General features: G+C 60.7%; 20 protein-coding genes and 1 other RNA gene. 7 read left to right on the top strand and 14 right to left on the bottom strand.

From position 1 onward, the window contains the following. Positions 1 to 111 precede the first annotated feature (111 nt). The 6 genes from ACEN93_RS26300 (at position 112) to ACEN93_RS26275 (ending at position 6,499) form a co-directional block, all read left to right on the top strand. Positions 112 to 2,562: a heavy metal translocating P-type ATPase gene (locus tag ACEN93_RS26300; protein ID WP_495610689.1), complete on the top strand. Its 2,451-nt coding sequence runs from the start codon at positions 112 to 114 to the stop codon at positions 2,560 to 2,562. A gap of 22 nt (positions 2,563 to 2,584) precedes the next feature. Continuing rightward, positions 2,585 to 2,797 (top strand): cbb3-type cytochrome oxidase assembly protein CcoS, encoded by a 213-nt coding sequence (gene ccoS / locus ACEN93_RS26295; protein WP_007951659.1) that lies wholly within the window; start codon positions 2,585 to 2,587, stop codon positions 2,795 to 2,797. Further along, positions 2,790 to 3,473 carry a sulfite exporter TauE/SafE family protein gene (locus ACEN93_RS26290; protein ID WP_039770036.1) on the top strand — a complete coding sequence of 228 codons (684 nt, stop codon included), beginning with the start codon at positions 2,790 to 2,792 and terminating at the stop codon, positions 3,471 to 3,473. The genes ccoS and ACEN93_RS26290 overlap by 8 nt, the downstream gene beginning before the upstream one ends. A gap of 82 nt (positions 3,474 to 3,555) precedes the next feature. Beyond that, positions 3,556 to 4,938, top strand: coding sequence for an oxygen-independent coproporphyrinogen III oxidase (hemN, locus tag ACEN93_RS26285; RefSeq protein ID WP_011333280.1), 1,383 nt, complete (start codon positions 3,556 to 3,558; stop codon positions 4,936 to 4,938). 199 nt (positions 4,939 to 5,137) lie between these two features. Next, positions 5,138 to 5,872: a fumarate/nitrate reduction transcriptional regulator Fnr gene (fnr, locus tag ACEN93_RS26280; protein WP_039770035.1), complete on the top strand. Its 735-nt coding sequence runs from the start codon at positions 5,138 to 5,140 to the stop codon at positions 5,870 to 5,872. A 78-nt stretch (positions 5,873 to 5,950) separates the two neighbouring features. Further along, entirely contained in the window at positions 5,951 to 6,499 is a 549-nt protein-coding gene (locus ACEN93_RS26275) for an adenine phosphoribosyltransferase (RefSeq protein ID WP_003223345.1), read from the top strand. 135 nt (positions 6,500 to 6,634) lie between these two features. Here ACEN93_RS26275 and ACEN93_RS26270 read toward each other — a convergent pair whose 3' ends face one another. The 5 genes from ACEN93_RS26270 to dnaX form a co-directional block, all read right to left on the bottom strand. Continuing rightward, a complete protein-coding gene (locus ACEN93_RS26270) occupies positions 6,635 to 7,783 on the bottom strand; it encodes an acyl-CoA dehydrogenase family protein (protein WP_495610688.1) in 1,149 nt (382 codons plus the stop codon). A gap of 71 nt (positions 7,784 to 7,854) precedes the next feature. Continuing rightward, a complete protein-coding gene (gene recR, locus ACEN93_RS26265; protein WP_495610687.1) occupies positions 7,855 to 8,457 on the bottom strand; it encodes a recombination mediator RecR in 603 nt (200 codons plus the stop codon). Positions 8,458 to 8,523: 66 nt separating this feature from the next. Beyond that, complete coding sequence (gene curA, locus ACEN93_RS26260; protein WP_414882514.1) at positions 8,524 to 9,558, bottom strand: NADPH-dependent curcumin/dihydrocurcumin reductase; 1,035 nt, start codon at positions 9,556 to 9,558, stop codon at positions 8,524 to 8,526. Between the two features lie 148 nt (positions 9,559 to 9,706). Then, a complete protein-coding gene (locus ACEN93_RS26255; RefSeq protein ID WP_007951650.1) occupies positions 9,707 to 10,045 on the bottom strand; it encodes a YbaB/EbfC family nucleoid-associated protein in 339 nt (112 codons plus the stop codon). Positions 10,046 to 10,112: 67 nt separating this feature from the next. Next, positions 10,113 to 12,209, bottom strand: coding sequence for a DNA polymerase III subunit gamma/tau (dnaX, locus tag ACEN93_RS26250; RefSeq protein WP_495610686.1), 2,097 nt, complete (start codon positions 12,207 to 12,209; stop codon positions 10,113 to 10,115). 145 nt (positions 12,210 to 12,354) lie between these two features. Between dnaX and ACEN93_RS26245 the strand changes: the two genes are divergently transcribed. Next, on the top strand, positions 12,355 to 13,104 hold the full coding sequence (locus ACEN93_RS26245; protein WP_495610685.1) for a substrate-binding periplasmic protein: 750 nt from the start codon (positions 12,355 to 12,357) through the stop codon (positions 13,102 to 13,104). Positions 13,105 to 13,159: 55 nt separating this feature from the next. Here the strand turns inward: ACEN93_RS26245 and ACEN93_RS26240 are convergent, their stop codons facing one another. The 9 genes from ACEN93_RS26240 to smc all read right to left on the bottom strand — a co-directional run bounded on the left by ACEN93_RS26240 (position 13,160) and on the right by smc (position 25,999). Then, entirely contained in the window at positions 13,160 to 14,119 is a 960-nt protein-coding gene (locus tag ACEN93_RS26240) for an HNH endonuclease (RefSeq protein ID WP_495610684.1), read from the bottom strand. A gap of 224 nt (positions 14,120 to 14,343) precedes the next feature. Then, positions 14,344 to 16,308, bottom strand: coding sequence for a hypothetical protein (locus ACEN93_RS26235; RefSeq protein ID WP_495610683.1), 1,965 nt, complete (start codon positions 16,306 to 16,308; stop codon positions 14,344 to 14,346). Between the two features lie 35 nt (positions 16,309 to 16,343). Continuing rightward, positions 16,344 to 16,691 (bottom strand): hypothetical protein, encoded by a 348-nt coding sequence (locus tag ACEN93_RS26230; RefSeq protein WP_375746301.1) that lies wholly within the window; start codon positions 16,689 to 16,691, stop codon positions 16,344 to 16,346. After that, the gene (locus ACEN93_RS26225) at positions 16,684 to 17,136 is read right to left on the bottom strand and encodes a hypothetical protein (RefSeq protein ID WP_495610682.1); all 453 of its coding nucleotides are present in this window, start codon (positions 17,134 to 17,136) and stop codon (positions 16,684 to 16,686) included. Before ACEN93_RS26225 ends, ACEN93_RS26230 begins: the two co-directional genes overlap by 8 nt. A 237-nt stretch (positions 17,137 to 17,373) precedes the next feature. Then, positions 17,374 to 17,470: signal recognition particle sRNA small type (ffs, locus tag ACEN93_RS26220), an RNA gene on the bottom strand. Positions 17,471 to 17,581: 111 nt separating this feature from the next. Continuing rightward, the gene (locus ACEN93_RS26215; RefSeq protein ID WP_085667907.1) at positions 17,582 to 18,748 is read right to left on the bottom strand and encodes a zinc-binding metallopeptidase family protein; all 1,167 of its coding nucleotides are present in this window, start codon (positions 18,746 to 18,748) and stop codon (positions 17,582 to 17,584) included. 153 nt (positions 18,749 to 18,901) lie between these two features. Continuing rightward, positions 18,902 to 21,259 (bottom strand): NAD-dependent DNA ligase LigA, encoded by a 2,358-nt coding sequence (ligA, locus tag ACEN93_RS26210; protein ID WP_495610681.1) that lies wholly within the window; start codon positions 21,257 to 21,259, stop codon positions 18,902 to 18,904. Between the two features lie 87 nt (positions 21,260 to 21,346). Continuing rightward, positions 21,347 to 22,204: a cell division protein ZipA gene (gene zipA / locus ACEN93_RS26205; RefSeq protein ID WP_074687633.1), complete on the bottom strand. Its 858-nt coding sequence runs from the start codon at positions 22,202 to 22,204 to the stop codon at positions 21,347 to 21,349. 306 nt (positions 22,205 to 22,510) lie between these two features. Further along, positions 22,511 to 25,999, bottom strand: coding sequence for a chromosome segregation protein SMC (smc, locus tag ACEN93_RS26200; protein WP_074687632.1), 3,489 nt, complete (start codon positions 25,997 to 25,999; stop codon positions 22,511 to 22,513).

Here is a 25,999-nt window from a genome sequence, read left to right as displayed (position 1 = left end):
GCTCTGCGTGGGCACGCCGCCAGGGACGCTCCGCGTCCCAGCCGAAGCGGACGCGGAGCGTCCGGGGAGGCATTCCCACGCGGAGCGTGGGAACGATCATCGGAACGCCTCATGACCATTCCAATCCCCTGCTACCACTGCGCCCTGCCCGTCCCGTCCGGCAGTCGCTTCACCGCCGTCGTGCTCGGGGAATCCCGCGAGTTCTGCTGCCCCGGCTGTCAGGCCGTGGCCGAAGCCATCGTCGCCGGCGGCCTGGAAAGTTATTACCAGCATCGCAGCGAAGCTTCGGCCAACCCCGAAGCGCTGCCGGTGCAACTGGTCGATGAGCTTGAGCTGTACGACCGCGCCGACGTGCAGCAACCCTTCGTGCGCCACGAAGGTGAGCTGGCCGAAACCACGTTGCTGATGGAAGGCATCAGTTGCGCCGCGTGCGGCTGGCTGATTGAGAAACACCTGCGCACCCTGCCCGCCGTGGCCGAGGCGCGGCTGAACCTGTCCAACCATCGCCTGCATGTGCGCTGGGCTGACGGGCAATTGCCGCTGAGCCAGATCCTCGGCGAACTGCGCCACATCGGTTACGCCGCACACCCGTATCAGGCCGACCGCGCCAGCGAACAACTGGCCAGCGAAAACCGCCTCGCCCTGCGCCAGCTCGGCGTCGCCGGGCTGCTGTGGTTCCAGGCGATGATGGCGACCATGGCGACCTGGCCGGAATTCAACATCGACCTCAGCCCCGAGCTTCACACCATCCTGCGCTGGGTCGCGCTGTTCCTCACCACGCCGATCGTGTTCTACAGCTGCGCGCCGTTTTTCAAAGGCGCCATGCGCGACTTGCGCACCCGTCATCTGACCATGGACGTCTCGGTGTCGCTGGCGATCGGCGCGGCTTACGTCGCCGGGATCTGGACCTCTATTACCGGGGTCGGCGAGCTGTATTTCGACGCAGTGGGCATGTTCGCGCTGTTCCTGCTCGCCGGGCGCTACCTCGAACGCCGCGCCCGGGAGCGCACCGCTGCCGCCACCGCACAACTGGTCAATCTGCTGCCGGCCTCGTGCCTGCGCCTCGACGACGCCGGCCAGAGCGAACGCATCCTGCTCAGCGAACTGCGCCTCGGTGATCGGGTGCTGGTGCAACCGGGCTCAGTGCTGCCGGCGGACGGCAAGATCCTCGATGGCCAGTCGAGCATCGACGAATCGGTGCTGACCGGCGAATACCTGCCGCAACCGCGCACCAAAGGCGATGCGGTCACTGCCGGCACGCTGAACGTGGAAGGTGCGCTGACCGTCGAGGTGCAGGCACTCGGCCAGGACACGCGGCTGTCGGCCATCGTCCGCCTGCTGGATCGCGCCCAGGCGGAAAAACCACGGCTGGCGGAAATCGCCGACCGCGCCGCGCAATGGTTCCTGCTGCTGTCGTTGATCGCGGCGGCCGCCATCGGCCTGCTGTGGTGGGAACTGGATTCGTCACGGGCGTTCTGGATCGTCCTCGCGATGCTGGTTGCAACCTGCCCGTGCGCGCTGTCTCTGGCGACGCCGACCGCCCTCACCGCCGCCACCGGCACCCTGCACAAACTCGGCCTGCTGCTGACGCGCGGTCATGTGCTGGAAGGCTTGAATCAGATCGACACGGTGATCTTCGACAAGACCGGCACCCTCACCGAAGGCCGACTGGTACTGCGTTCGATCCGCCCGCTCGGGGCCCTCGACAACGATCAATGCCTGAGCCTGGCCGCCGCCCTGGAAAACCGTTCCGAACACCCGATCGCCCGCGCCTTCGGTCGCGCGCCACTGGCTGCCGAAGAGGTCCATAGCACGCCGGGGCTGGGGCTTGAAGGGTTGGTCGGTGAACAGCGTTTGCGCATCGGCCAGGCGGATTTTGTCTGTGATCTCAGCGGCGTGCCTGTGCCCTCGATGCCGAAGGAACCGGGGCAATGGTTGCTGCTCGGTGACAGTAACGGACCGCTGGCCTGGTTCGCCCTCGACGACCGCCTGCGCGACGACGCCCCGGCCCTGCTCGCGGCGTGCAAGGCACGCGGCTGGCGCACGCTGCTGCTGTCGGGCGACAGTTCGCCGATGGTCGCCAGCGTCGCCGCCGAACTGGGCATCGACGAGGCCCGGGGTGGTCTGCGTCCGGACGACAAGCTGCAAGTGCTGCAACAACTGCACAAGGAAGGCCGCAAGGTGTTGATGCTCGGCGACGGGGTCAACGACGTGCCAGTGCTGGCCGCTGCGGACATCAGCGTGGCCATGGGCTCGGCCACCGATCTGGCGAAAACCAGTGCCGATGCGGTGTTGCTGTCCAACCGCCTCGACGCCTTGGTACAAGCCTTCACGCTGGCCCGCCGCACCCGTCGGGTGATCATCGAGAACCTGTTGTGGGCCGCGCTGTACAATGGCCTCATGTTGCCGTTCGCCGCCCTCGGCTGGATCACTCCGGTGTGGGCCGCCGTCGGCATGTCGATCAGTTCGCTGACCGTGGTGCTCAACGCCCTGCGCCTGACGCGCCTGCCGAGCGCGCCGGCCGTCAGCGCCTCGTCAGAAACCCGCCCGCTGCCGGCCTGAGCCGCGCGGGCATGGAGTACAGATGCCAGCTCTCTACGTGATGATTCCGGCCGCGCTGCTGATCGTGGCCATCGCCGTCTACATCTTCTTCTGGGCGGTGGACAGCGGCCAGTACGACGACCTCGACGGTCCGGCCCACAGCATCCTGTTCGACGACCAGGACCCGAACCACACTGCCGCTGTGGACGAAGCCAACCCCGCCAAACCGGACGACAAGGCGCCACCCCATGCTTGAACTGGCGCCGCTGCTGGTGTCTGCGTTGATCCTTGGCCTGCTCGGCGGCGGCCATTGCCTGGGCATGTGCGGAGGCTTGATGGGCGCACTGACCCTGGCGATTCCCAAGGAACAACGCAGCCGACGCTTTCGATTGTTGCTGGCCTATAACCTCGGGCGAATCCTCAGCTATGCCACGGCCGGTCTGCTGATCGGGCTGGCCGGTTGGGCGGTGGCCAACAGTCCCGCCGCGCTGTTCATGCGGGTTTTGGCCGGGTTGCTGCTGATCGCCATGGGCCTGTATCTGGCGGGCTGGTGGAGCGGTCTGACCCGCATCGAAAGCCTTGGCCGAGGACTGTGGCGTTACATTCAACCCGTCGCCAACCGCTTGCTGCCGGTGTCGAGCCTGCCCCGGGCCTTGCTGCTCGGCGCGCTGTGGGGATGGCTGCCGTGCGGGCTGGTTTACAGCACGTTGCTGTGGTCGGCCAGTCAGGGCAATGCGTTGGACAGTGCATTGCTGATGCTCGCCTTCGGGCTCGGCACCTGGCCGGTGTTGCTGGCCACCGGCCTCGCGGCCGAGCGGGTCACGGCGCTGTTGCGCAAACGCAGCGTGCGCATGGCCGGCGGTCTGCTGGTGATCCTGTTCGGTATCTGGACCCTGCCGGGGCCGCACCAGCACTGGCTGATGGGCCACTGATCCCGTTGATGCAAATCAAGATGCCTTTTCGCGCCCTCCCCTAGACTCGGCACACTGCCAGCCTATCCGGGGGAATGCCCGCATGCTCGACGCCATTCGTTGGGACACCGATTTGATCCGCCGCTACGACTTGGCGGGGCCGCGCTACACCTCGTACCCGACGGCCGTGCAATTTCACAGCCAGGTCGGCACCTTCGACCTGTTTCATGCCCTGCGCGACAGCCGCAAGGCCCTGCGCCCGCTGTCGCTGTACGTACACGTGCCGTTCTGCGCGAACATCTGCTACTACTGCGCCTGCAACAAGGTCATCACCAAGGATCGCGGCCGCGCGCTGCCCTATCTGCAACGGCTCGAGCAGGAAATCCAGCTGATCGCCTGTCACCTCGACCCGGCGCAGAAAGTCGAGCAACTGCACTTCGGCGGCGGCACGCCGACCTTTCTCAGCCACGATGAATTGCGCCAGTTGATGGCGCACCTGCGCAAGCATTTCAATCTGCTGGACGATGACTCCGGTGATTACGGCATCGAGATCGACCCGCGCGAAGCCGACTGGTCGACCATGGGCCTGCTGCGCGAATTGGGCTTCAACCGGGTCAGCATCGGCCTGCAGGATCTCGACCCGGCGGTACAACGGGCGGTCAATCGCCTGCAAAGTCTGGAGGAAACCCGCGCGGTGATCGACGCGGCGCGGACCCTGCAATTTCGCTCGATCAACATCGACCTGATTTACGGCCTGCCCAAGCAGACTCCAGATAATTTCGCCCGCACCGTCGAGGAAGTCATCAGCCTGCAACCGGACCGGCTCTCGGTATTCAACTACGCACACCTGCCGGAACGCTTCATGCCGCAGCGGCGGATCAACGGCAACGAACTGCCGAGCCCGGCGCAGAAACTGGAAATGCTGCAGCGGACCATCGAACAACTGACCGCCGCCGGCTATCGCTACATCGGCATGGACCACTTCGCCCTGCCCGACGATGAACTGGCGATTGCTCAGGAAGAATCGACCCTGCAACGTAATTTCCAGGGCTACACCACCCACGGTCACTGCGATCTGATCGGCCTGGGCGTGTCGGCGATCAGCCAGATCGGCGATCTGTACTGCCAGAACAGCAGCGACCTCAATCACTACCAGAACACCCTCGCCGGCGCGCAACTGGCTACCAGCCGAGGCTTGGTGTGCAACGCTGACGATCGCCTGCGGCGCGCGGTGATCCAACAACTGATCTGCAATTTCAGCCTGGACTTCGCCGAGATCGAGCGCAGCTTCAACATCGATTTTCAGGGTTACTTCGGCGCGCTCTGGCCACAATTGCAGGGCATGGCGCAGGACGGGTTGATCGAACTGGATCGCGAGCGCATCACCGTGCTGCCGGCCGGGCGACTGCTGGTGCGTTCGGTGTGCATGGTGTTCGATGCGTATCTGGAACAGCAGAATCGCCAGCGCTTTTCCCGGGTGATCTGACTTTTCATCAACAACGCAGGGGGCTGCGTATCCATAGCGGTCATCGAAACGGTGCCTTGCACGCCGTCCGAGACACGTTTATCGGCCGTCATCCCTGCGGCGTTTTGCCGGCCGGGCAATCTCGCCACAGGCTGGCCTGAATGTCCTCCGCTGGGTTACCCTTACGCCTTATGTGTGTTTTCCCACAAGGATTTAAGAAATGTCCGAGCCAGTTAAACTGCGCGCTCACAACCAGGCTAATTGCAAGGATTGCAGCCTGGCCCCTCTCTGCCTGCCACTTTCGCTGAATCTGGAAGACATGGAAGCGCTGGACGAAATCGTTAAACGGGGTCGCCCGTTGAAAAAGGGTGAGTTCCTGTTCCGCCAGGGCGACACCTTCGATTCCGTTTATGCAGTACGCTCCGGCGCTCTGAAGACCTTCAGCCTGAGCGATACCGGCGAAGAACAACTGACCGGCTTCCACCTGCCGAGCGAGCTGGTCGGGCTGTCCGGCATGGACACCGAGAAACACCCGGTTTCCGCCCAGGCCCTTGAAACCACCTCGGTCTGCGAAATTCCGTTCGAACGCCTTGATGAGCTGGCCCTGCAACTGCCGCAGCTACGCCGTCAGCTGATGCGCGTGATGAGCCGCGAAATCCGCGACGACCAACAGATGATGTTGCTGCTGTCGAAGAAAACCGCCGACGAGCGCATCGCCACCTTCCTGGTCAACCTGTCGGCGCGTTTCCGCGCTCGCGGCTTCTCGGCCAATCAGTTCCGCCTGAGCATGTCGCGCAATGAAATCGGCAACTATCTGGGGCTGGCGGTGGAAACCGTGTCCCGGGTCTTCACCCGCTTCCAGCAGAACGAACTGATCGCCGCCGAGGGCAAGGAAATCCACATCCTCGACCCGATCCAGCTCTGCGCCCTGGCCGGCGGCTCGCTCGAAGTCTGATCTCGACCCGCGGCCGAGCGAATCGTTTCAGCCGCGGGTATACTGCGCCGTTTGCAGCCCTGCCAGGACACCTCGACGATGGTCTTCGACTCCTTCGACATCAAATCCCTGATCCGCCCCGTGATCGACTTCCCGAAACCGGGTGTGATCTTTCGCGACATCACCCCGCTGTTCCAGTCGCCCAAGGCTCTGCGCCTGGTGATGGACAGCTTCGCCCACCGCTATGTCGAAGCCGACTTCACCCACATCGGTGCGATGGATGCGCGTGGTTTCCTGATCGGTTCGGTACTGGCCTATCAGTTGAACAAGCCGCTGGTGTTGTTCCGCAAGCAGGGCAAGCTGCCGGCGGACGTGCTGGCCGAAGGCTACGCGACCGAGTACGGCGAAGCGTTCCTCGAAGTGCACGCCGACAGCCTGTGCGAGGGCGACTCGGTGGTGATGTTCGATGACCTGATCGCCACCGGCGGCACGCTGATCGCAGCGGCCAACCTGATCCGCCGCATGGGCGCCCGCGTTCATGAAGCGGCGGCGATCATTGATCTGCCGGAACTGGGTGGTTCGCAGCGTCTGGAGGACATGGGGATTCCTACGTTCTGCCTGACGCAGTTTGCGTTGACTGATAAGTAAAACCCCGCGCCTGATCGTTCCCACGCTCTGCGTGGGAACGCCTCAACGGACGCTCCGCGTTCGGCTTTGGAAGGGACGCGGAGCGTCCCGGGCTGCATTCCCACGCGGAGCGTGGGAACGATCAAACACCGAAGATTACAGTCCCATCTGTTTGCTGATGATCTCGTTCATCACTTCCCGCGTCCCGCCGCCAATCGACAGAATCCGGTTATCCCGATACAGCCGCTCCACCAGACTTTCGCGCATATAACCCAGCCCGCCAAGAATCTGCACCGCCTCATTGGTAATCCGGTCCGAAGTGTCCGTGGCAAAGTTCTTGGCCATGGAAATCTCCTTGATCACGCTCTGCCCTGCCGCCATCTTCGCCGCCTGCCGATAGGTGAACTCCCGCGAGACTTCCAGCGCCGTGGCCATTTCCGCGAGGCGATGCTTGATCACCTGGAACTTGCCGATGGGTTTGCCGAACGCTTCACGCTCCTTCGCCCACTTCAGGCTTTCTTCCAGCGCCAGTTGCGCGGTCATGTTGGCCATCAGCGCCAGCGCCAGACGTTCGCTCTGAAAGTTGCCCATGATGCAGGCGAACCCCATGTTCTCCGCGCCAATCAGGTTTCCTACGGGCACCCGGCAATCATCGAAGAACAATTCAGCCGTGTCCGACGCCCACCAGCCCATTTTCTTCAGCGGCCGGCCGACGGTGAAACCGGGCGTGCCCTTCTCGATCAACAGCAGGCTGATGCCGCCAAAACCGGGCGCGCCGGTACGCACTGCGACGGTGTAGTAGTCGGCGCGCACGCCACTGGTAATGAAAGTTTTGCTGCCGCTGACTCGATAGTGGTCGCCATCGCGTACGGCGCGGGTCTGCAGGTTGGCGACATCCGAGCCGCCGCCCGGTTCGGTGACGGCCAGCGCGCTGATTTTCTCGCCGCTGAGTACTTGGGGGACGACGCGGTTACGCACTTCGGGCCGAGCCCATTTGACGATCGGCGGCAACCCGATATCGAGCGAACCGAGCCCGGCGACCAGCCCGCCGGAGCCGCAACGCATCAGTTCTTCGCTGGCGGCGATCTTGGCAAACAGATCACCTTCGTGACTGCCGCCGAGCGCTTCGGGGTAACCGATGCCGAGAATGCCGGCCGCACCGGCCTTCAGGTACAGCTCACGGGGAAAGCTCTCGGCTTCTTCCCACGCATCGATGTCCGCCAGGATCTCGCGCTCGACGAAACGTCTGACGCTGTCGCGGACCATTTGGTGGCTGGGGTCGAAGTATTCCTGGAAGGCGGGCATCGGCGAACTCCATGGAAGGGTTCGCCGAACTTAACCGAGCGCTTGCTTGGTTTTCAACAGGATTGTGTGACTCAGAGGGAAATCGGCTTGCGCCCGGCAAACGAGTGGGCCAGCGTGCCGCCGTCCACCAGCTCCAGTTCGCCGCCCAGCGGTACGCCGTGAGCGATGCGCGAGGCGATCAGGCCTTTGTTCTGCAGCAACTGGGCGATGTAGTGTGCCGTCGCCTCGCCTTCCACGGTCGGATTGGTGGCGAGGATGACTTCGGTGAAGGTGCACGCCTCTTCGATCCGCGCCATCAATTGCGGAATGCCGATGGCTTCCGGGCCCAGGCCGTCCAGCGGCGACAGGTGCCCCTTGAGCACGAAATAGCGCCCGCGAAATCCGGTCTGCTCGACCGCGTAGACGTCCATCGGCCCTTCCACCACGCACAGCAGCGTGTCGTCGCGACGGGTGTCGGCACATTGTGGGCACAGATCGTCTTCGGTCAGCGTGCGGCACTGGCGGCAGTGTCCGACCCCTTCCATGGCCTGGCTCAAGGCCTGGGCCAGGCGCGTACCGCCGCTGCGGTCACGTTCGAGCAACTGCAACGCCATACGCTGGGCAGTTTTCTGACCCACGCCCGGCAAGGTTCGCAGGGCGTCGATCAGTTGGCGAATCAAAGGGCTGAAGCTCATGGGGAAAAAGTCCGACAAAACAACGAGACGCGGTTTATACCCGCGCCTCCGGCCAGCGTCAAATCCTCAGTCCTGGGCGACCTTCACCACCAGTTTGCCGAAGTTGCGCCCCTCCAGCAGCCCGATAAACGCCTCAGGCGCCTGCTCCAGGCCCTCGACCACGTCCTCGCGGAATTTCACCTTGCCATCGCGCACCCACGGCACCATCGCGCTGATGAATTCCGGCTGACGGTCGCCGTAGTCGTCGAACACGATGAAACCCTGAATCCGTACCCGTTTGGTCAGCAAGGTGCGTTGCAACATGGGCAGGCGATCCGGGCCTTTCGGCGCTTCCGAAGCGTTGTAGCCAGCAATCAGGCCACACAACGGGACCCGCGCCTTGGGATTGAGGAGCGGCACGACGGCATCGAAGACGTGACCGCCGACGTTTTCATAATAGATGTCGATGCCATTGGGGCAGGCCTTGGCCAGTTGTTCGGCGAAATCCGGCGCCTTGTGATCGATACAGGCGTCGAAGCCCAGTTCCTCGACCACGTATTTGCACTTCTCGGCACCACCGGCCACGCCGACGGCGCGCAGGCCTTTGATCTTGGCAACCTGGCCGACCACCGAACCCACTGCGCCGGAAGCGGCGGCGACCACCAGGGTCTCCCCTTCTTTAGGCTGACCGATGTCCATCAATCCCATGTAGGCGGTCATGCCCGGCATGCCCAGCACGCCAAGCGCCATTGACGGACTCGGCAGGCCGGACGGGATCGGGATGATGTTGCGGCCATCGCTGATGCTGTGGCTTTGCCAGCCGGTGGCACCAACCACCAGATCGCCGGCGTGGAATTTCGGATGACGCGACTGCTCGACCCGGCTGACAGCGCCGCCGGTCATCACTTCGTCGATTTGTACCGGCGCCGCGTAGGACGGCGCGTCACTCATGCGCCCGCGCATGTAGGGATCAAGCGACAGGTACAGGGTTTTGAGCAACACCTGGCCGTCTTCAAGGTCCGGCAGCGCCTCGCGCTCCAGACGGAAGTTCTCGGGCGTTGGCGCACCTACCGGCCGCGAGGCAAGCACGAAGCGTTGATTGAGGGTCAGAGGGTCGGACATGTCAGCGTCTCCTTTGAATGATGAATTCGGCGGTATAGGGAGCAGACCGTTGCAGCTATTGCGCGTTCGATGTTTCGTCAGCCGGAAACAAAAATGCCAGGCGCGATGCCTGGCATTTTTTGTAGCTCATCCAACCCGCAAAGGCGAATCAGAACGGCAGTTTCATACCGGCCGGCAGGTTCATGCCAGCGGTCATGCTGCCCATTTTGGCCTGGCTGTTGGCTTCGATCTGACGCACGGCGGCGTTGACGGCTGCAGCCACCAGATCCTCGACCACTTCGCGGTCGTCTTCGTCCAGGCCCGGCAGTACGCTCGGGTCGATGCTGACTTTCTTCACGTCATGACGACCGGTCATCACCACGGTGACCAGATCGCCGCCGGCCTTGCCGGTAACTTCGGCATTGGCCAGTTCTTCCTGCATCTTGGCCATTTTTTCCTGCATCTGCTGCGCCTGCTTCATCAGGCCGGCCATGCCACCTTTCATCATGGGAATCACCTCAAAAGTACTTGGATCAAAACAGCGCCCGGCCATACAGGCCGGACGCCCTCAGTTATTAGCCCTGACTGACCAGGGCGTCGACAGGTTCAATAGTATCGTGTCGCACGACCGCGCCGAACTGCTGGACCATCTGCTGGATGAACGGATCGCCGTGGATCGATTCTTCAGCCTCGCGCTGACGGTTGGCACGGCGCCGGGACGCGGCCTGGGCCGGGGTTTCCTGTTCGGGCTTGATCAGCTCGATGGTCAGGGTCAGCGTGCGTCCGTGGAACTGGTTCAGCGCATCGTTCAGGCGACGCTGCTGGGTGGCGTTGAACAAGGCGCTGTGGGCCGGGTCCAGGTGCATCAGCCAGTTGTCGCCGTCGACCGCGATCAGCGTGCAGTTGGCGGCGATGCTGCCGGTCATGCCGGAGATCGGCAGTTTCGGGAACAGTTCCAGCCATTGCAGGGCCAGACCGGTGGCCGGCGCGGCGGCAGGTTCCGGCTCGGGTTCGGGAGTCGGTTCTGCGGCGTGTTCGCTGGCCAGATCGTCGAGGTAACTGTAGGCCGAATCCATGTCCGGCTCGATGTAATCCTCGTCGAGCGGCGGCTCGTCGTCCATGTCCATGCCCGGTGTGGCGGCATCGACGTCGGCTACTGACGGCTCGGGGATCGGCGCGGCGGCCCACTCTGGGGCGTCCGGCACGACGCTGTCCGGAGTCGGCAGTGGCATTGGCGGCAAATCGGGTTGTTCGGCGGTGGTTTCCAGAACGGGCTCCACCGCTGGCTGCTGCACAGGCGCCGGTTCTACCGGGTCATTCCACGGCAGATCGACAACTTCCTCAACAGCAACCGGCTCTGGCTCTGGCTCAGGAACGGGTTCCGGCACAATCACCTGGGCAACCGGTGCAGGCTCGGGAGCAGGCTCGGGAGCAGGCGCAACCACCAGTGCTGGCGCGGGTGTGGGTGCAACAGCCGCAGCAACTACCGGCGCAGGTTTAGGCGCGGCAGCCACTGAGTTTGCGGAATCAACTGTGGCCTGGCTGATCCCCACTGGCTTTAGCGGTTGCCTCGGGGCGTCCGCCGTGTCCGCCGGCCGGAAGGCCAGCATCCGCAGCAGGACCATTTCGAAGCCGCCTCGCGGGTCCGGCGCCAGCGGCAAGTCGCGGCGACCGATCAGGCCCATCTGGTAATAGAACTGCACGTCTTCGGCCGGCAACGCCTGCGCCAGTGCCAGCACCCGGTCACGGTCGCCATGACCGTTGTCGACACCTTCCGGCAAGGCCTGGGCGATGGCGACGCGGTGCAGCACGTTGAGAATTTCCGAGAGCACGCCGTTCCAGTCCGGCCCCTGTTCGGCCAGGTGGCGCACGGCTTCGAGCAACGCCTTGGCGTCGCCTTCGATCAGCGCGTGCAGCACGTCGTAGACCTGGCCGTGATCCAGCGTACCGAGCATAGCCCGCACGTCGGCGGCCAGCACCTTGCCTTCACCGAAGGCGATGGCCTGGTCGGTCAGGCTCATGGCGTCACGCATCGAACCGTCGGCCGCGCGGCCGAGCAGCCACAGTGCGTCGTCTTCAAACGGTACGTTTTCGGCGCCCAGAACGTGGGTCAGATGCTCGACCACCCGCTCAGGCGTCATGTTCTTCAGGGAGAACTGCAGGCATCGCGACAAAATCGTTGCCGGAAGTTTCTGCGGGTCGGTGGTCGCCAGGATGAACTTGACGTAGGGCGGCGGCTCTTCGAGGGTTTTCAGCAGCGCATTGAAGGAATGGCTGGAGAGCATGTGCACTTCGTCGATCAGGTAGACCTTGAAGCGCCCGCGGCTCGGGGCGTACTGCACGTTGTCGAGCAGCTCGCGGGTGTCCTCGACCTTGGTCCGGCTCGCGGCGTCGATTTCGATCAGGTCGACGAAACGGCCTTCATCGATCTCACGGCACACCGAACACTCGCCACACGGGCTTGAAGTGATACCTGTTTCACAGTTCAGGCATTTGGCGATGATCCGCGCAATCGTGGTCTTGCCGACGCCCCGCGTACCCGTGAAGAGGTAGGCGTGGTGCAGGCGCTGGCTGTCCAAGGCATTGATCAGAGCCTTGAGCACATGGGTCTGGCCGACCATTTCGCGGAACGAGCGCGGACGCCATTTACGTGCAAGAACCTGATAACTCATCGAAAACCGTCGCGGCAAAGGAAGCAGAAGCGGCTAATGCTAGCGGAGCAAGGGCAAAATTGCATCCGGTGTGCTCGTCTATTCTGGCTAAGCTGCATGGGCAGGGGCTTTTATCGGTTCGGGATCGGGAATTACCGGAGCGTTTATGCGGTGGGCCGTGGGGGCAATACTGGGAATCAGCCTGAGCGCGATGGCGTCGCAACCGCCACTGCGCTTCGCCGTTGCCGACAGCTGGGCGATGCCGATGGTGCAGATCGAACGCGGCCGCCCGACCCAGGGCATCCTCTACGACATGATGCTCAGCCTGGCGACCCAAGTCGGCGTGCCAGCACAATTTCACGTCCTGCCCCGCGCCCGGGTGCAGAACGCCATGGAACACGGCGAAGTCGACGTGCGCTGCTATGCCGCACAATCCTGGTTGCCGAACCTGTCCGGCGATTACATCTGGAGCCTCCCGCTGTTCTTCCAGCGCGACCTGCTGATCAGCCGTCAGGACCAACCAACCAGCGCAGATCCGGCCCACCTGCCCCGCCAGTCGATCGGCACCGTGCTCGGCTACAGCTACCCCACGCTGCAACCGATATTCGACGCCGATCGACTCTGGCGCGAAGACGCACGCAATCAGGAGCAGGTGCTCGACAAACTGCTGGCCGGCCGCTACCGCTACGCGGTGAGCAATCAATGGACCCTGGACTGGTTCAACCAGCGCCTGCTGCCGGGGCAACAACTGCAAGCGGTGGCGGTGTTGCAGGAGCAGAAGGTCGGCTGCTATGTACGCAATGATCCGAACGTGCCGGTGCAGCAGATATTGAGGACGTTGCTGCGGATGAAAATGTCGGGGGAGATTGATGACATCATTCGGTTGTATACCGGGAGCTCCGAGATCAGCCCATAACATTTTGGAGAGTGTGAGCTTTCGCGGAGGTTGCAGCGTCTTAAAACTGCCTGCACTAACGGCTGCTCCAATTTGCAACGATTTCCAAACAGCGCGCCTTCAGCTCATCCCTTTCAACACCGTAATGGAGCTGGCGATGGGCATCCGCAGTTATTGCTATCACGTTATCAACCGTATCAGGACCACCCTCTGAAAGCGGGATAATGTGATGAGTTTCTAAATAAACACCACCATTTGCCATCTTAAAGCCGGCAACTTTCGTTAGCTCACAGATGCCTCCAGATCGTGCTAATACTCTACGGCGAACGCTCGGATCACGAAAACGCTTCACTCCCCCATAAACATAGCTATCAACGCGCCCCTCAACGAGAAACTGATCGACGACTCTTCCATCAGCAGATATATCAGCCCCATCAAGAAATTCTTCAGCTCCAGTATTTCTACAGATAATGTTTGGCTGATCTCGCTCGCCACGAACCAAAACGAAGGCTCCTGTAGCACTGTCAAACGACTCTACGAACCATGCTTGATCATCCAGCTCCCGCCCGACTGCACGATCATGCTCTGCTTCGCCTTCTTCTTTTTCGCGAACAGGTCCAGAGACTATAACTACCCGAACATTTTTTTCATTCACGTACGCAAGTTCAACGGTAGAACTGAAATGCTGTGCCCGCGTGATGCGCGGATCCTTGATTGTACGGTTTCTATTCCTTATGTCTTTTTCAAGTTGCCGTATCAGCGTGTCGGCATAGCTCCTCAGGTTTCCAACAAAACAGATTCGCCCACGACTATCGAGCTCCATTTCCTCGAACCAAACGCATAAAAGTAATACGTCACCATTTTCACTTCGAAAAGACCATTCGTAGCAGTACCCACCATTTGATTGAGGTAGGGCTACGGGCTGTCCATCTTTTCTTCTGAAGCTCCACGCTTGAATATCGATACCTGCGCTTTGCACGCAATCTATGATCATCCATTTGCCAGTTGGCTTTAGGGAATCCAGAACTGGCTCCATTGCGCACTTCCTTGTGATTTATGTGGATGCTCTTGAGGATAGCAGCCAATCGTATTGAGCACCCAGATGCTGCGACAACCGCGCGAATACTACTAGTGCACCACACTCTGTCCATGCAGGATGGAAGCTAGCAGAGCGAAAAATCGCAAGCACAAACCGCAATGGATGGCCGCCTAAATCGCTCCAACTTGTATGCTACGAACACTGTTTTTAAATGAAGCCCATCAATATCCATGCGACTCACGGAATTTCTGCGTTCTGCCTTGGTGTTCGTCCACCCATTCAACGACATCCATCGGAACGTAAAGCTTCACTTTTGCACGAGAAATTGCAATGTAAACAGCGCAAATCCGCCGATCGAACTCATAGGCATCCTTGAATCGCTCTTTGGTGAGCAGCTCAGGAGTTAAGAAAACCTCATCAAACTCCATGCCCCCCGTGCTTTCTGCAAGCATCAACATGCAGCATTTTTCAGAACGACCGATCATTCTGTTCAAACGAGTCAGATCGGCAATCTTGAAGCCTTTCTCCAGTTCGCCTTTGACCCATAGAAACGACAAGTCAAATTGGTTGGCGTCGCACACTTGCTGCCAATCAGTCATATCACTGAAATACCGATGTGCACCATTCGGGATGGCGTCGATACTGTAAAAATCAGGTTTAAACAATGCGATAGCGGTAGTCATGAAACGCTTGAGGTCATCCTCTGCGCCATCCGAAAAGCTAAACGCGCAATTGGCATCGTGCAAGGAGATCGCCCATCTCACCGTATCCCAGGGCGATGCCGTCAGTACTACACAACCTTCAGGTGGAACAAAACCTGGCGAGTAGATTTCTATACCGACGTCAGCGTCACGAGCACCTTCGAATGGAATCTTGCTCTTCTCTGTATGAAGGGAGATCAACGGATTGACCAAACGCTCAACATTGCGGCCTGAGCGTACGGAGTAACAGACGTCACTTTGCCGAACCTCACGCTTTCTTTTGACTACGTCACGATTGGCATGCTGATACTCATCCCCCAGAGTTATCAGTACCTGACGCCCACGATCAATGATCTGTAAAAGCGACGCGGGGATGTCCTGACTCTCGTCAATCAGAATATGCGTATATCGGGCAGGCACCGCACATCCTGCCAAACTCGCCCGTTTTATCATCAATAAAGCTTCGAGGTCTGCTTGAGCGACCCATGTCGGATTCGCTGAGAGATAGACCCAAAGCCGGCTCGAATACTCGAGAAGCACTTTGGCATCCAGGGTAGACAAGGCGCGCTTGAAATGAGGGAAGTGTTTGGCCGACAGCGTGTGATCCGTAGAGCCGCAGTAGAGCTCAATCACCTTGAGGCAGATATCAAGGGTGGCCGGACCATTGCGAGACTGGAAACCGAGGATATTCAATTCCCGCGAAAGAGCATCCTTGCTCGGCCCTCTGAGCGAAACCTGTGCAGCTCTGGGCGCAAACTCATGCAACAACTTCCGTGCAAAGGTTTCGAAGGTGGCGCAAGAAGTCCCCTTACCTGCGCTTCCAATGCGCTTGCGCAGCGTTTCCAGCTTTGCCTTTGTGCGCGCCAACACCAAAGCCGCACCAGGTTGCAAACAGTCCATCAGGACGCTTAGCAGGTGGCTCTTTCCAATTCCCGCGTAACCTTGAACATGTAGATCCTCATCCAGATTTGCACGAAAGGTTCTGACCAACTTGTCTTGCGCAGCGCTCAACCAACGCTCACGGTGCTTAGGCGTGACCATCTGCTGGCTGAATGGGTTGTGGGCCTTATGGTGGCGGATTTTGTACCCAACATCCCATTTGCCATCAGACATCAGGTATTCCTGCGCCGACACTTCATCAGCCAGGAGGAAACGAAGATTCAAACGCTTGAGAGCTTTCAGGCCGCGGGTCAACTTATCATTGTTGAATAACCGTTGCGCTTCGGGCAGCAAACCTGCGCCTCCCAAGCTACGAGAATCAACAGCCCACGCAATAAGCTTGACCAGAATCTTCTCCGCCGCGACAGCATTCAGGTCTTTTTCGCCTGCCTGTGCCAAATTTTGAATGACCAGCACCGCCGCCAGTTCCGGATCGCTTAGGACGTCGAGATTTTTTGCGCCATTTGCCAGAAGCAAGCTCGCACACACTTCTTCTGTAATGGGCAGAAACGCAGGACTGGATAAATCAAAATGTTCCGGGTGCATAAGTCCTCTTAGCTAAGGCAGGGAACCTCACAAGCTCAATCCCAACCATGATCTTCATTCATTTCGGGATCATCCTCCTCTGGATCATCGACTGACCAGAGATCACTATCTTCAAATACCCGAACTATTTCATTTCGGATCGGCGTGACATGGCGAACATCATTGAGCCAACCCAATTCGACCAATCTGGATCGTACCTCTCCAATCGGCACACCCAGAGTGGTGCTCAAGCGGTAAAGGATCCTTTCGGCGATCTGGATATTTCCATCCTGATGGTCGACATAGATAACCCCATGCCCGCGCCACTTCACCTCAAAATGGTCAAGGAGTGGCGCCAAGTGTTCTGCCAAGTTTTCCTTTGCCATCCATTTCGAATCACTCATGGCTGACCTCGTCATTGATTCGAAGCTCAAAGCGATAGCCCCCGAAAGTGCCCGACATTTCTCCGGGATATCTGCCCCCCCCCTTCCCTACGCTGGCTCCTTCGGCACCGATTTTCCCCTTCAACTCACAAGCCGCCATATCGAGCAGCCTGAGCAAATTTTCGGGACTCTCGGCAGTCACGCGCAACTGCAGATCACATTTCTCCGCAACCATGTGAACTGAAGGCCGGGAATTCACTATCGGATCGAGAGATATGTCTTGCTGAGATTCATCCACGCGTTTGCTAGCGGCTGCACCACTTAGAATTGCAGCATGCTCTTCGTCCATGAGATCGAGCACCCTCGAAAGCTCAAGGGTCTTTTCAGGATGCAATTGCATCTGCTCCTTGATCTCTAGGCGGCGTAGCTGCCAGTCCCGAATTTTTGCTTGGGTCGAGTTATCCATTTCACCCACTTAGACTAGTTTTCAATGCTGGGTAACGGAGTATGACAGCCTTCATCTGCGATGGTTAAAAGCACGTGCAGGACAGGAAAGCCATTTCATTAAATATGGCGGCATTGCGAGACGGGATCCCACAGGAAGAATTTGCGTGCTCCACCAAATCGCAGGCATAAAAAAACCGCAGTGGGCGAAACCCATGCAGTTCGGTGTTGATTCGTTCGATGTTCGTTAAGGTGGTAACCCTACCAGCCACACCCCGGCACACAATGTTCCCGCTGTGGCTGCTGCCTTCCGGCTCTGACCAGGTTCACGGGTAATCGTTGCGGGGGGACCGATAGGGTCACCATAACGACACTCGCCTGTCGGCGAGCCGCGCCATTGTACCTATCTGAGACGAAGTTACAACTGCTCGTTGCAGATTAAAAATATGAAGGGCTTCAAGCACTTGCTATTGCGCCTGAAGCACCTCGTCCGCCCGACCGCCCTCTTGCTGGATCACCAGATGAATGAAGTGCAGCTTGGCGATTGCCGCCGGCGGCAGGACGAAGGGATAGAAATCCGGCTGACCCATGCTGCGTGACAGTTCGTTGAGCATGCCGGCCAGTTCGATCCACGCGTTGACGAACGACAGGAACGCCGCGCCGCCGGGATGTTCGGGGTCGTACAGCGTGCTCGACGGAAATGGCTGGTAGTCGAGGTCCATCTCCCGGGCGCTCATGCCGAAACCCAGCGCCGTGTCCACCGCGTCCATCATGTGCAGGTAATGCGCCCAGGTTTCCGCCCAGTCTTCCCACGGGTGCATGGTGGCGTAGGCGCTGACGTAATGCTGCGACCAGTCCGCCGGCGCGCCCTGTTGATAATGCCGCTCCAGCGCCTCGGCATAACTGGCGCGTTCGTCGCCGAACAGGTTGCGGAAGGAACCGAGCCACGGGCCGTTGTCGATCAGGCGATCCCAGTAGTAATGCCCGACCTCATGGCGAAAGTGCCCGAGCAGCGTGCGATAAGGTTCGTGCATCTGCGCCCGGACGCGCTCGCGGTGGGCGTCGTCGGCTTCTGCGATGTCGAGGGTGATCAGGCCGTTGGCGTGGCCGGTCATCGGCGCGTTGCCTTGCAGATCGACGCCGATGAAATCGAAGGCCAGGCCGGTGGCTTCGTCGAGCGTTTTCGGGATGACCGGCAGTCCAAGGCTGATCAGTTGCGCGACCAGTCGCCGCTTGGCGATTTCCACCTTGCGCCAGCGTTCGGGGTTTTCCGGGACGGACAGATCGGGAATGGTGCGATTCAGAGCGCAGGCCGCACACAGACTGTCGTGATCGTTGGCGGGCAGCAGCCAGTTGCAGGCGGCCGGGGTGTCGAGGTTGGCGCAGCGCCGGAACAGCCCGGCGTCGGGATCGACGTCCAGCGTCCAGGTGCCCTCTTGCGGCCCCGGTTGCAGCGAGGTCAGCCGGCTGTGTTCCGGTTGATAACCCAGCGCCGCGTTGCAGGCCAGGCACTGGCTGTTGCGAAAGAACAGCGACTGGCCGCAACGGCACGGCCAGACTTTGCTGTTGCGCGAGGATTCGCCCATCAACGGCGCGACGATGCGGGAACTGAGCTGCTCGAAAAAGCGGTACATGGCGATCTCTCCCTTGGGCTTGCCAAGACTAGATCATTCCCGCCCAAAGATCGTTCCCACGCTCTGCGTGGGAATGCATACCGTGACGCTCTGCGTCACAGCGGACGCGGAGCGTCCGGGGCGGCATTCCCACGCGGAGCGTGGGAACGATCATCAGGCGCTGATACCGTGCCCTTTCAGGAACGCGATAAAAGCCTCTTCGTCCATCACCTTCACACCCAGCTCGTTGGCCTTGGTCAGTTTCGACCCGGCGCCCGGCCCAGCGACCACGCAGTGAGTCTTGGCTGACACGGAACCGGCGACCTTGGCGCCGAGGCTTTCCAGGTGTTCTTTGGCGACATCGCGGCTCATCAGCTCGACCTTGCCAGTCAGCACCCAAGTTTCGCCAGCCAGCGGCAAGCCTTCGACGACTTTCTTTTCGCTCTGCCAGTGCATGCCGAAATCGCGCAGTTGCTTTTCGGCCGCTTCAGCCAGTTGACGATGCTCGGGCAAGGCAAAAAACTCGCGAACCGAGTTGGCCTGCTTCTCCGGCAGTGCCTGGCGCATGTCCAGCCAGTCCGCGTTCATCACCCCTTCCAGCGTTTCGAACTTGTCAGCCAGCTTCTGCGCCCCGCCCGGCCCCACCGAAGGAATGTGCAGCTTGTCGAGGAAGCCACCCAGCGTGGTGCTGGCGGCAAACTCGGCGCCCAGCTCGCCCTGATCCTGAATTTCCAGACCGTGGCCCAGCAACTCGGCGATCACCTGCTGGTTGTGCGCATCTTCAAAAAAGCTGTGGATCTCGTGCGCCACTTCCAGACCGATGTCCGGCAGGTACGTCAGCACCTGCGGCAAGGCTTGCTGGACGCGCTCCAGCGACCCCAGCGAACGCGCCAGCACCTTGGCCGTCTCCTCGCCGACATCCGGAATGCCCAGCGCATAGATGAACCGCGCCAGCCCCGGCTTCTTGCTGTCTTCGATAGCGGTCAGCAACTTGTTGCTCGACACTTCGGCAAAGCCTTCGAGGTCGACGATGTCATCGAACTTCAGGGCGTAAAGATCGGCCGGCGAACTGACCAGACCTTCGTCCACCAACTGCTCGACGCTCTTGTCGCCAAGACCTTCGATGTCCATCGCGCGACGGGAGACGAAGTGAATGATCGCCTGCTTGAGCTGTGCACCACAGGCCAGTCGGCCGACGCAGCGATACACCGCGCCTTCGCTGATGGTTTCCTTGCCCTTGCTGCGTTTGACCAGTTGCGTGCGTTCGACATGGGAACCACAAACCGGGCAACTCTCGGGAAGCTGCACCGGCCGCGCGTCTTCGGGACGACGCTCGGTGACAACCTGCACCACTTGCGGGATCACGTCACCGGCGCGGCGAATGATCACCGTGTCGCCGATCATCAGGCCCAACCGGGCGACTTCGTCCATGTTGTGCAGCGTGGCATTGGCCACGGTAACGCCGGCCACCTTGACCGGCTTCAAGCGCGCCACGGGTGTGACGGCGCCGGTGCGGCCGACCTGGAATTCCACGTCGAGCAGTTCGGTGAGTTCTTCCATGGCCGGGAATTTGTGGGCGATGGCCCAACGTGGTTCGCGGGCGCGGAAGCCCAGTTCGCGCTGATCGGCAATGCTGTTGACCTTGAACACCACACCGTCGATTTCATAGGCCAGCGAGTTGCGGCGTTCGCCGATATCGCGGTAGTAATCCAGACATTCTCCAATGCCCTTGGCCAGTTTCAATTCGTGGCTGATCGGCATGCCCCAGGCTTGCAGTTGCTTGAGGTTGCCGATGTGGGTGTCGGAAATATCGTGAGAGACCTGACCGATGCCATAGCAGCAGAATTCCAGCGGGCGGTTGGCGGTGATCTTCGAATCCAGCTGACGCAGGCTGCCGGCGGCGGCGTTGCGCGGGTTGGCGAAGGTCTTGCCGCCGACTTCCAGTTGCGAGGCGTTGAGGCGTTCGAAACCGGCCTTGGACATGAACACTTCGCCGCGCACTTCCAGGGTCGCGGGCCAGCCCGTGCCGTGCAGTTTCAGGGGGATGTTGCGCACCGTGCGCACGTTGACGCTGATGTCTTCGCCGGTGGTGCCATCGCCGCGCGTGGCACCGCGTACCAGCACGCCATCCTGATACAGCAGACTGACCGCCAGACCATCGAGTTTCGGCTCGCAGCTGTATTCCACCGCCGCGCCACCGCCGAACAGATCGCCGGCCGGCAGATCCAGACCCTCGGTCACCCGACGGTCGAACTCGCGCATGTCGGTTTCTTCGAAGGCGTTGCCGAGGCTGAGCATCGGCACTTCGTGACGCACCTGGGTGAACGCGGTCAGCGCGACGCTGCCAACGCGCTGGGTCGGCGAGTCGCTGGTGATCAGTTCCGGGTTGGCCGCTTCCAGCGCCTTGAGCTCGTGGAACAACCGGTCGTACTCGGCATCCGGAATGCTCGGCTCATCGAGGACGTGGTAACGGTAGTTGTGCTGATCGAGTTCAGCGCGCAGCTCTAGAATGCGGTCTTTGGCGGCAGTCATGGATGTTCTCTCATAAAGCAAAAGAGCAGCCGAGGCTGCTCAATCTATTTTGCCGATTGCCTCTTTATCGCGAGGCAACCTTTTCAATCAACGCTTCTGGGTCAGGGCGCGGCGTTCGAATTCGACGATGCGCTGACGGTAGTGCTCGATGGTCTGCGCGGTCAGGACGCTGCGCTGGTCATCTTTCAATTCGCCGTTCAGTTCCTGGGACAGCTTGCGGGCTGCCGCGACCATCACGTCGAAGGCCTGCTTCGGATGACGCGGGCCTGGCAGGCCGAGGAAGAAGCTCACCGCCGGGGTGCTGAAATGGTCGATGTCGTCCAGATCGAAGATGCCCGGCTTGACCGCGTTGGCCATGGAGAACAGCACTTCGCCGTTGCCGGCCATGCTTTCGTGACGGTGGAAAATATCCATCTCGCCGAAACGCAGACCGCTTTCCAGAATGTTCTGCAGCAGTGCCGGGCCCTTGAAGCCGGCCGGGTCGCGGCAGATCACGCTGATCACCAGCACTTCTTCTGCCTGCGGCTGATCCTTGTCGGCCACTGCCGGCGAAGACTTGGCGGCAGGTTCGACAAAATCATCGTCGCGGCTGCTGATGCTCGGGCCGCCGTCCAGGTCCAGATCGAGATTCAGGTCGCCCTGGGCCGGACCGCTGCTGCCACGCTTGCCGCGCTTGGAACCGGATTCGCGAGGCTCGCGAGCCGGCATGCTCACCGATGGCAGATCGTGCTCGTCCAGTTGCGGCTCTTTATGGGTATCCAGCACGCGGGCCGGGCCCAACAGCTCGGCGCTGGTGTCCTCGTCGGGCAGGTTGGACAGACTTCGGTCAAGACGGAATTTCAGTTTTCCCTTGCCGCCGCGCATACGGCGCCAGCCATCGAAAAGAATACCGGCTATCACAATGATGCCGATGACGATCAGCCACTCGCGCAGACCGATTTCCATGTAATCCCGTGCCTCTATAAAAAATGCTGAAAAATAAGGGGTTTACACTGTGCAAACCGCTTTAAAACGTGGCGCCAACTCTATGTTCTGACAGGCGTTTTGCCCACGTATACGAAAAATTGACATTAAACTAGCACGACCAAAGACAACTTTACACCGTCTGTCGAAATCGCCGCGCAAATTGTGTCGAATTGCCACTTTCATTCAAATAGCCCACCTGTCGTCAGCTTTGCGCAGCTCAGCTGCAAGTTGCGAGCTACAAGCTCTTCTCTTACAGCTCGCAGCTTATCGCTCGAAGCTGCGCCGCTAGGCGTCCACCATCGCCATCGCCTCCTCGACATCCACGGCTACCAGTCGCGAACAACCCGGCTCATGCATCGTCACCCCCATCAACTGGTCAGCCATTTCCATGGCGATCTTGTTGTGGGTGATATAGATGAACTGCACGGTCTGCGACATCTCTTTGACCAATCGTGCGTAGCGTCCAACGTTAGCGTCATCCAGTGGTGCGTCAACTTCATCGAGCATGCAGAACGGCGCCGGATTCAATTTGAAGATCGCAAAAACCAGTGCCAGTGCGGTCAGGGCTTTCTCGCCGCCGGAGAGCAAATGGATGGTGCTGTTCTTCTTCCCGGGCGGCTGCGCCATGATCGTCACCCCTGTATCGAGTAGATCTTCGCCCGTCAGTTCCAAATACGCCCGCCCGCCACCGAAAACTTTTGGGAAAAGTGCCTGTAAACCGCCATTGATCTGATCAAAGGTATCTTTGAAACGGTTACGGGTTTCCTTGTCGATCTTTCGGATGACGTTTTCCAGAGTCTCCAGCGCCTCCACAAGATCGGCGTCCTGGGCATCCAGATAACGTTTACGCTCGGATTGTTGCTGGTATTCGTCGATCGCCGCGAGGTTGATCGCGCCCAGGCGCTGAATCCGCGCGGCGATGCGTTCAAGTTCTTCTTCGGCAGCCTTCTCGCTGGCCTCGGCAGTCAAGGTGTTGAGCACGCCGTGCAGATCGTAGCCGTCTTCCAGCAATTGATCCTGCAGGGCCTTGCGGCGCACGGTCAGGGCTTGCCATTCCATGCGTTGCTGTTCGAGCTGGCCACGGATCAATTGCGATTGCTGCTCGGCCTGGGTCCGGCGTTTTTCTGCATCGCGCAGTTCGCGATCGGCGTCTTCCAAAGCAATCTGCGCAGTCTTGAGTTCGTCGTCGACGCTCATGCGCTTGTCGAGCAATTCTTCGAGTTTGAGGCGCAATTCTTCCAGCGGCGCCTCGCCCTCCTCCAGATTCAGGCTGAGCTGTTCACGTTTTTCAGTGAGGCGCTCGGCCTGCATTTCCAGACGCTCAAGGGCCTGGCGAGTCGAATCATGCTGGGCCCGCAGCGAGCCGAGGCGCACGGCCAATTGATGCGCGTGGTCCTTGTGCTGGCGGGCTTCCTGACGCACCCGATCCAGCCGCTCGCGCAGGCTGTCACGTTGAGCCAGCAGCAATTCGCGCTGCTCGGTATCGAGGGCCATGGCGTCGAGGGCCTCCTGCAACAGGATCCGCGCTTCGCCGATGTTTTCGTGTTCCAGCTCGCGCTGCTCGGCGAGCTCGACCAGCTCTTCGTCGAGGCGGGTGCGACGCAGGTTCAACTGCTCGGCCTTGGCCTTGCCGGCGGACAGTTGAGCTTTCAACTCGCCTTGCTGACGGGCTTCGTCTTGCAGCAAACGACGCAAATGTTCGCGGCCGTTTTCCTGCTGACGCTGTTGCGCGCGCAGGGTCTGCAAACGGGTTTCCATAGCCTCGACCGTGGCTTCGCGCTCTTCGCGTTCGGCATGCAACGATTCAATTTCCTGGCCGCGCGCGAGCATGCCGCTTTCGGCTTCGCTGGCGCGGCGCACCCGCAGGAAATGCCGGCCGATCCAGTACCCGTCGCGGCTGATCAGGCTCTGCCCGGCAGCCAGTTGGCCGCGCAGGGCCAGCGCCTGTTCAAGGCTGTCGACCGGTTTGACCTGCCCGAGCCACGGCGACAGATCGACCTGCGCCTCGACCTTGTCCAGCAGACTGCCGGCCACGCGCACACCGTCATTGCCGGGGCTGAGCAATCGCAGATCGCCTTGGGCAAAACCGGACAGATCCAAGCCGTCGAAATCATCCACCAGCACCGCTTGCAGGTCGGCGCCGAGCACGGTTTCCACCGCCAGCTCCCAACCGGCCTCGACCTTCAGGCCTTCGGCCAGACGCGGGCGCTCGGCGAGGTTGTGTTCCTTCAGCCATTCGGCAGTGCCGGTGCCCGGATCGAGCGCGGCCTGCTGCAAGGCCTCCAGCGATGCGAGGCGACCATTGAGGCGCTGCAAATCGCCCTGCGCCTGTTGCTGCGCAGTCAACGCCTGCTGCAATTCCTGGCGCAGTTGCTCAAGTTTTTCGACCTGGGCTTCTTCGCTGGTCTGCAAATCTTCAAGGGTGGCTTCGGACTCGGCGAGCTGCTCGCTGAGCTCCATGATCGCCGCATCTTCCGGATCGGCCGACAGCAGCGCCCGCTCTTCGCCCAGGCGCTTTTGCCGATCGGCCAAACGCTCCATGCTGGATTCCAGCTGCTGGATGCGCGACTGCTGCACTTCGGCCTGGCGACGGGGTTCAGCGGCGGTCAGGTTGAAGGCGTCCCACTGCTCCTGCCAGCCGTGCATCACGGCTTCGGAATCTTCCAGCGCAGCGGCGGCTTCTTCGGCGGCGGCGTTGGTGATTTCCTGCTCGGGAGTCAGTTGATCGAGTTCTTCGCCGAGGGTCAGCAGCAAGGTGCGGTCGTGGCCCAGGTGCGATTCGGTTTCGAGGCGTGCGCGCTCGGCTTCTTTCAGATCGTCCTGCAACTGGCGCAAGCGTTGCTGACCATGCTGGATGCTCTGCTCGACCCGGGCGATGTCGCCGCCGACCGAATAGAAGCGCCCCTGCACCAGATTGAAGCGCTCGGACAGGTCATGGTGACCGTCGCGCAGGCGTTCAATGGCGGCGTCGGCGTTGCGCTGCTCGGCGACCAGCGCTTCGAAGCTGATTTCCTGGTTGCCGATGATCGATTCACGCTGGCTGACCTGATCGTTCAGATCCTGCCAGCGCAGGGCCGACAATTGCGCCTTGAGCTGGCGTTCTTCGGCCTTGTATTCCTGATACTTCTTGGCGGCTTCGGCCTGACGGTGCAGGCGTTCGAGCTGGCGCTCGAGCTCTTCGCGCAGGTCGGTCAGACGGGCAAGGTTTTCGTGGGTGCGGCGGATGCGGTTTTCGGTCTCGCGCCGGCGCTCCTTGTACTTGGAGATGCCGGCGGCTTCTTCGATGAAGTTACGCAGGTCTTCCGGTTTGGACTCGATCAGCTTGGAGATCATCCCCTGCTCGATGATCGAGTAACTGCGCGGGCCGAGGCCGGTGCCGAGGAAAATGTCGGTGATGTCGCGACGACGGCATTTGGCGCCGTTGAGGTAATAAGTCGTCTGGCTGTCGCGGGTCACTTTGCGGCGGATCGAAATTTCCGCGTAGGCCGCCCACTCGCCCAGCAGCGTGCCGTCGGAGTTGTCGAACACCAGTTCGATGCTCGCCTGGCTCACCGGTTTGCGACTGGTCGAGCCGTTGAAGATGACGTCGGTCATCGACTCGCCGCGCAGGTTTTTCGCCGAGCTTTCGCCCATCACCCAGCGCACGGCGTCGATGATGTTCGACTTGCCGCAACCGTTCGGCCCGACGACTGCCGCCATGTTGCTGGGGAAGTTCACCGTGGTCGGGTCGACGAAGGATTTGAACCCCGCCAGCTTGATGCACTTGAGCCGCAA

It is taken from the genome of Pseudomonas sp. Pseusp21 (assembly GCF_059492145.1).
Note: the sequence above shows the minus strand (reverse complement) of the source record. Positions and strands in the feature narration are given on the sequence as shown.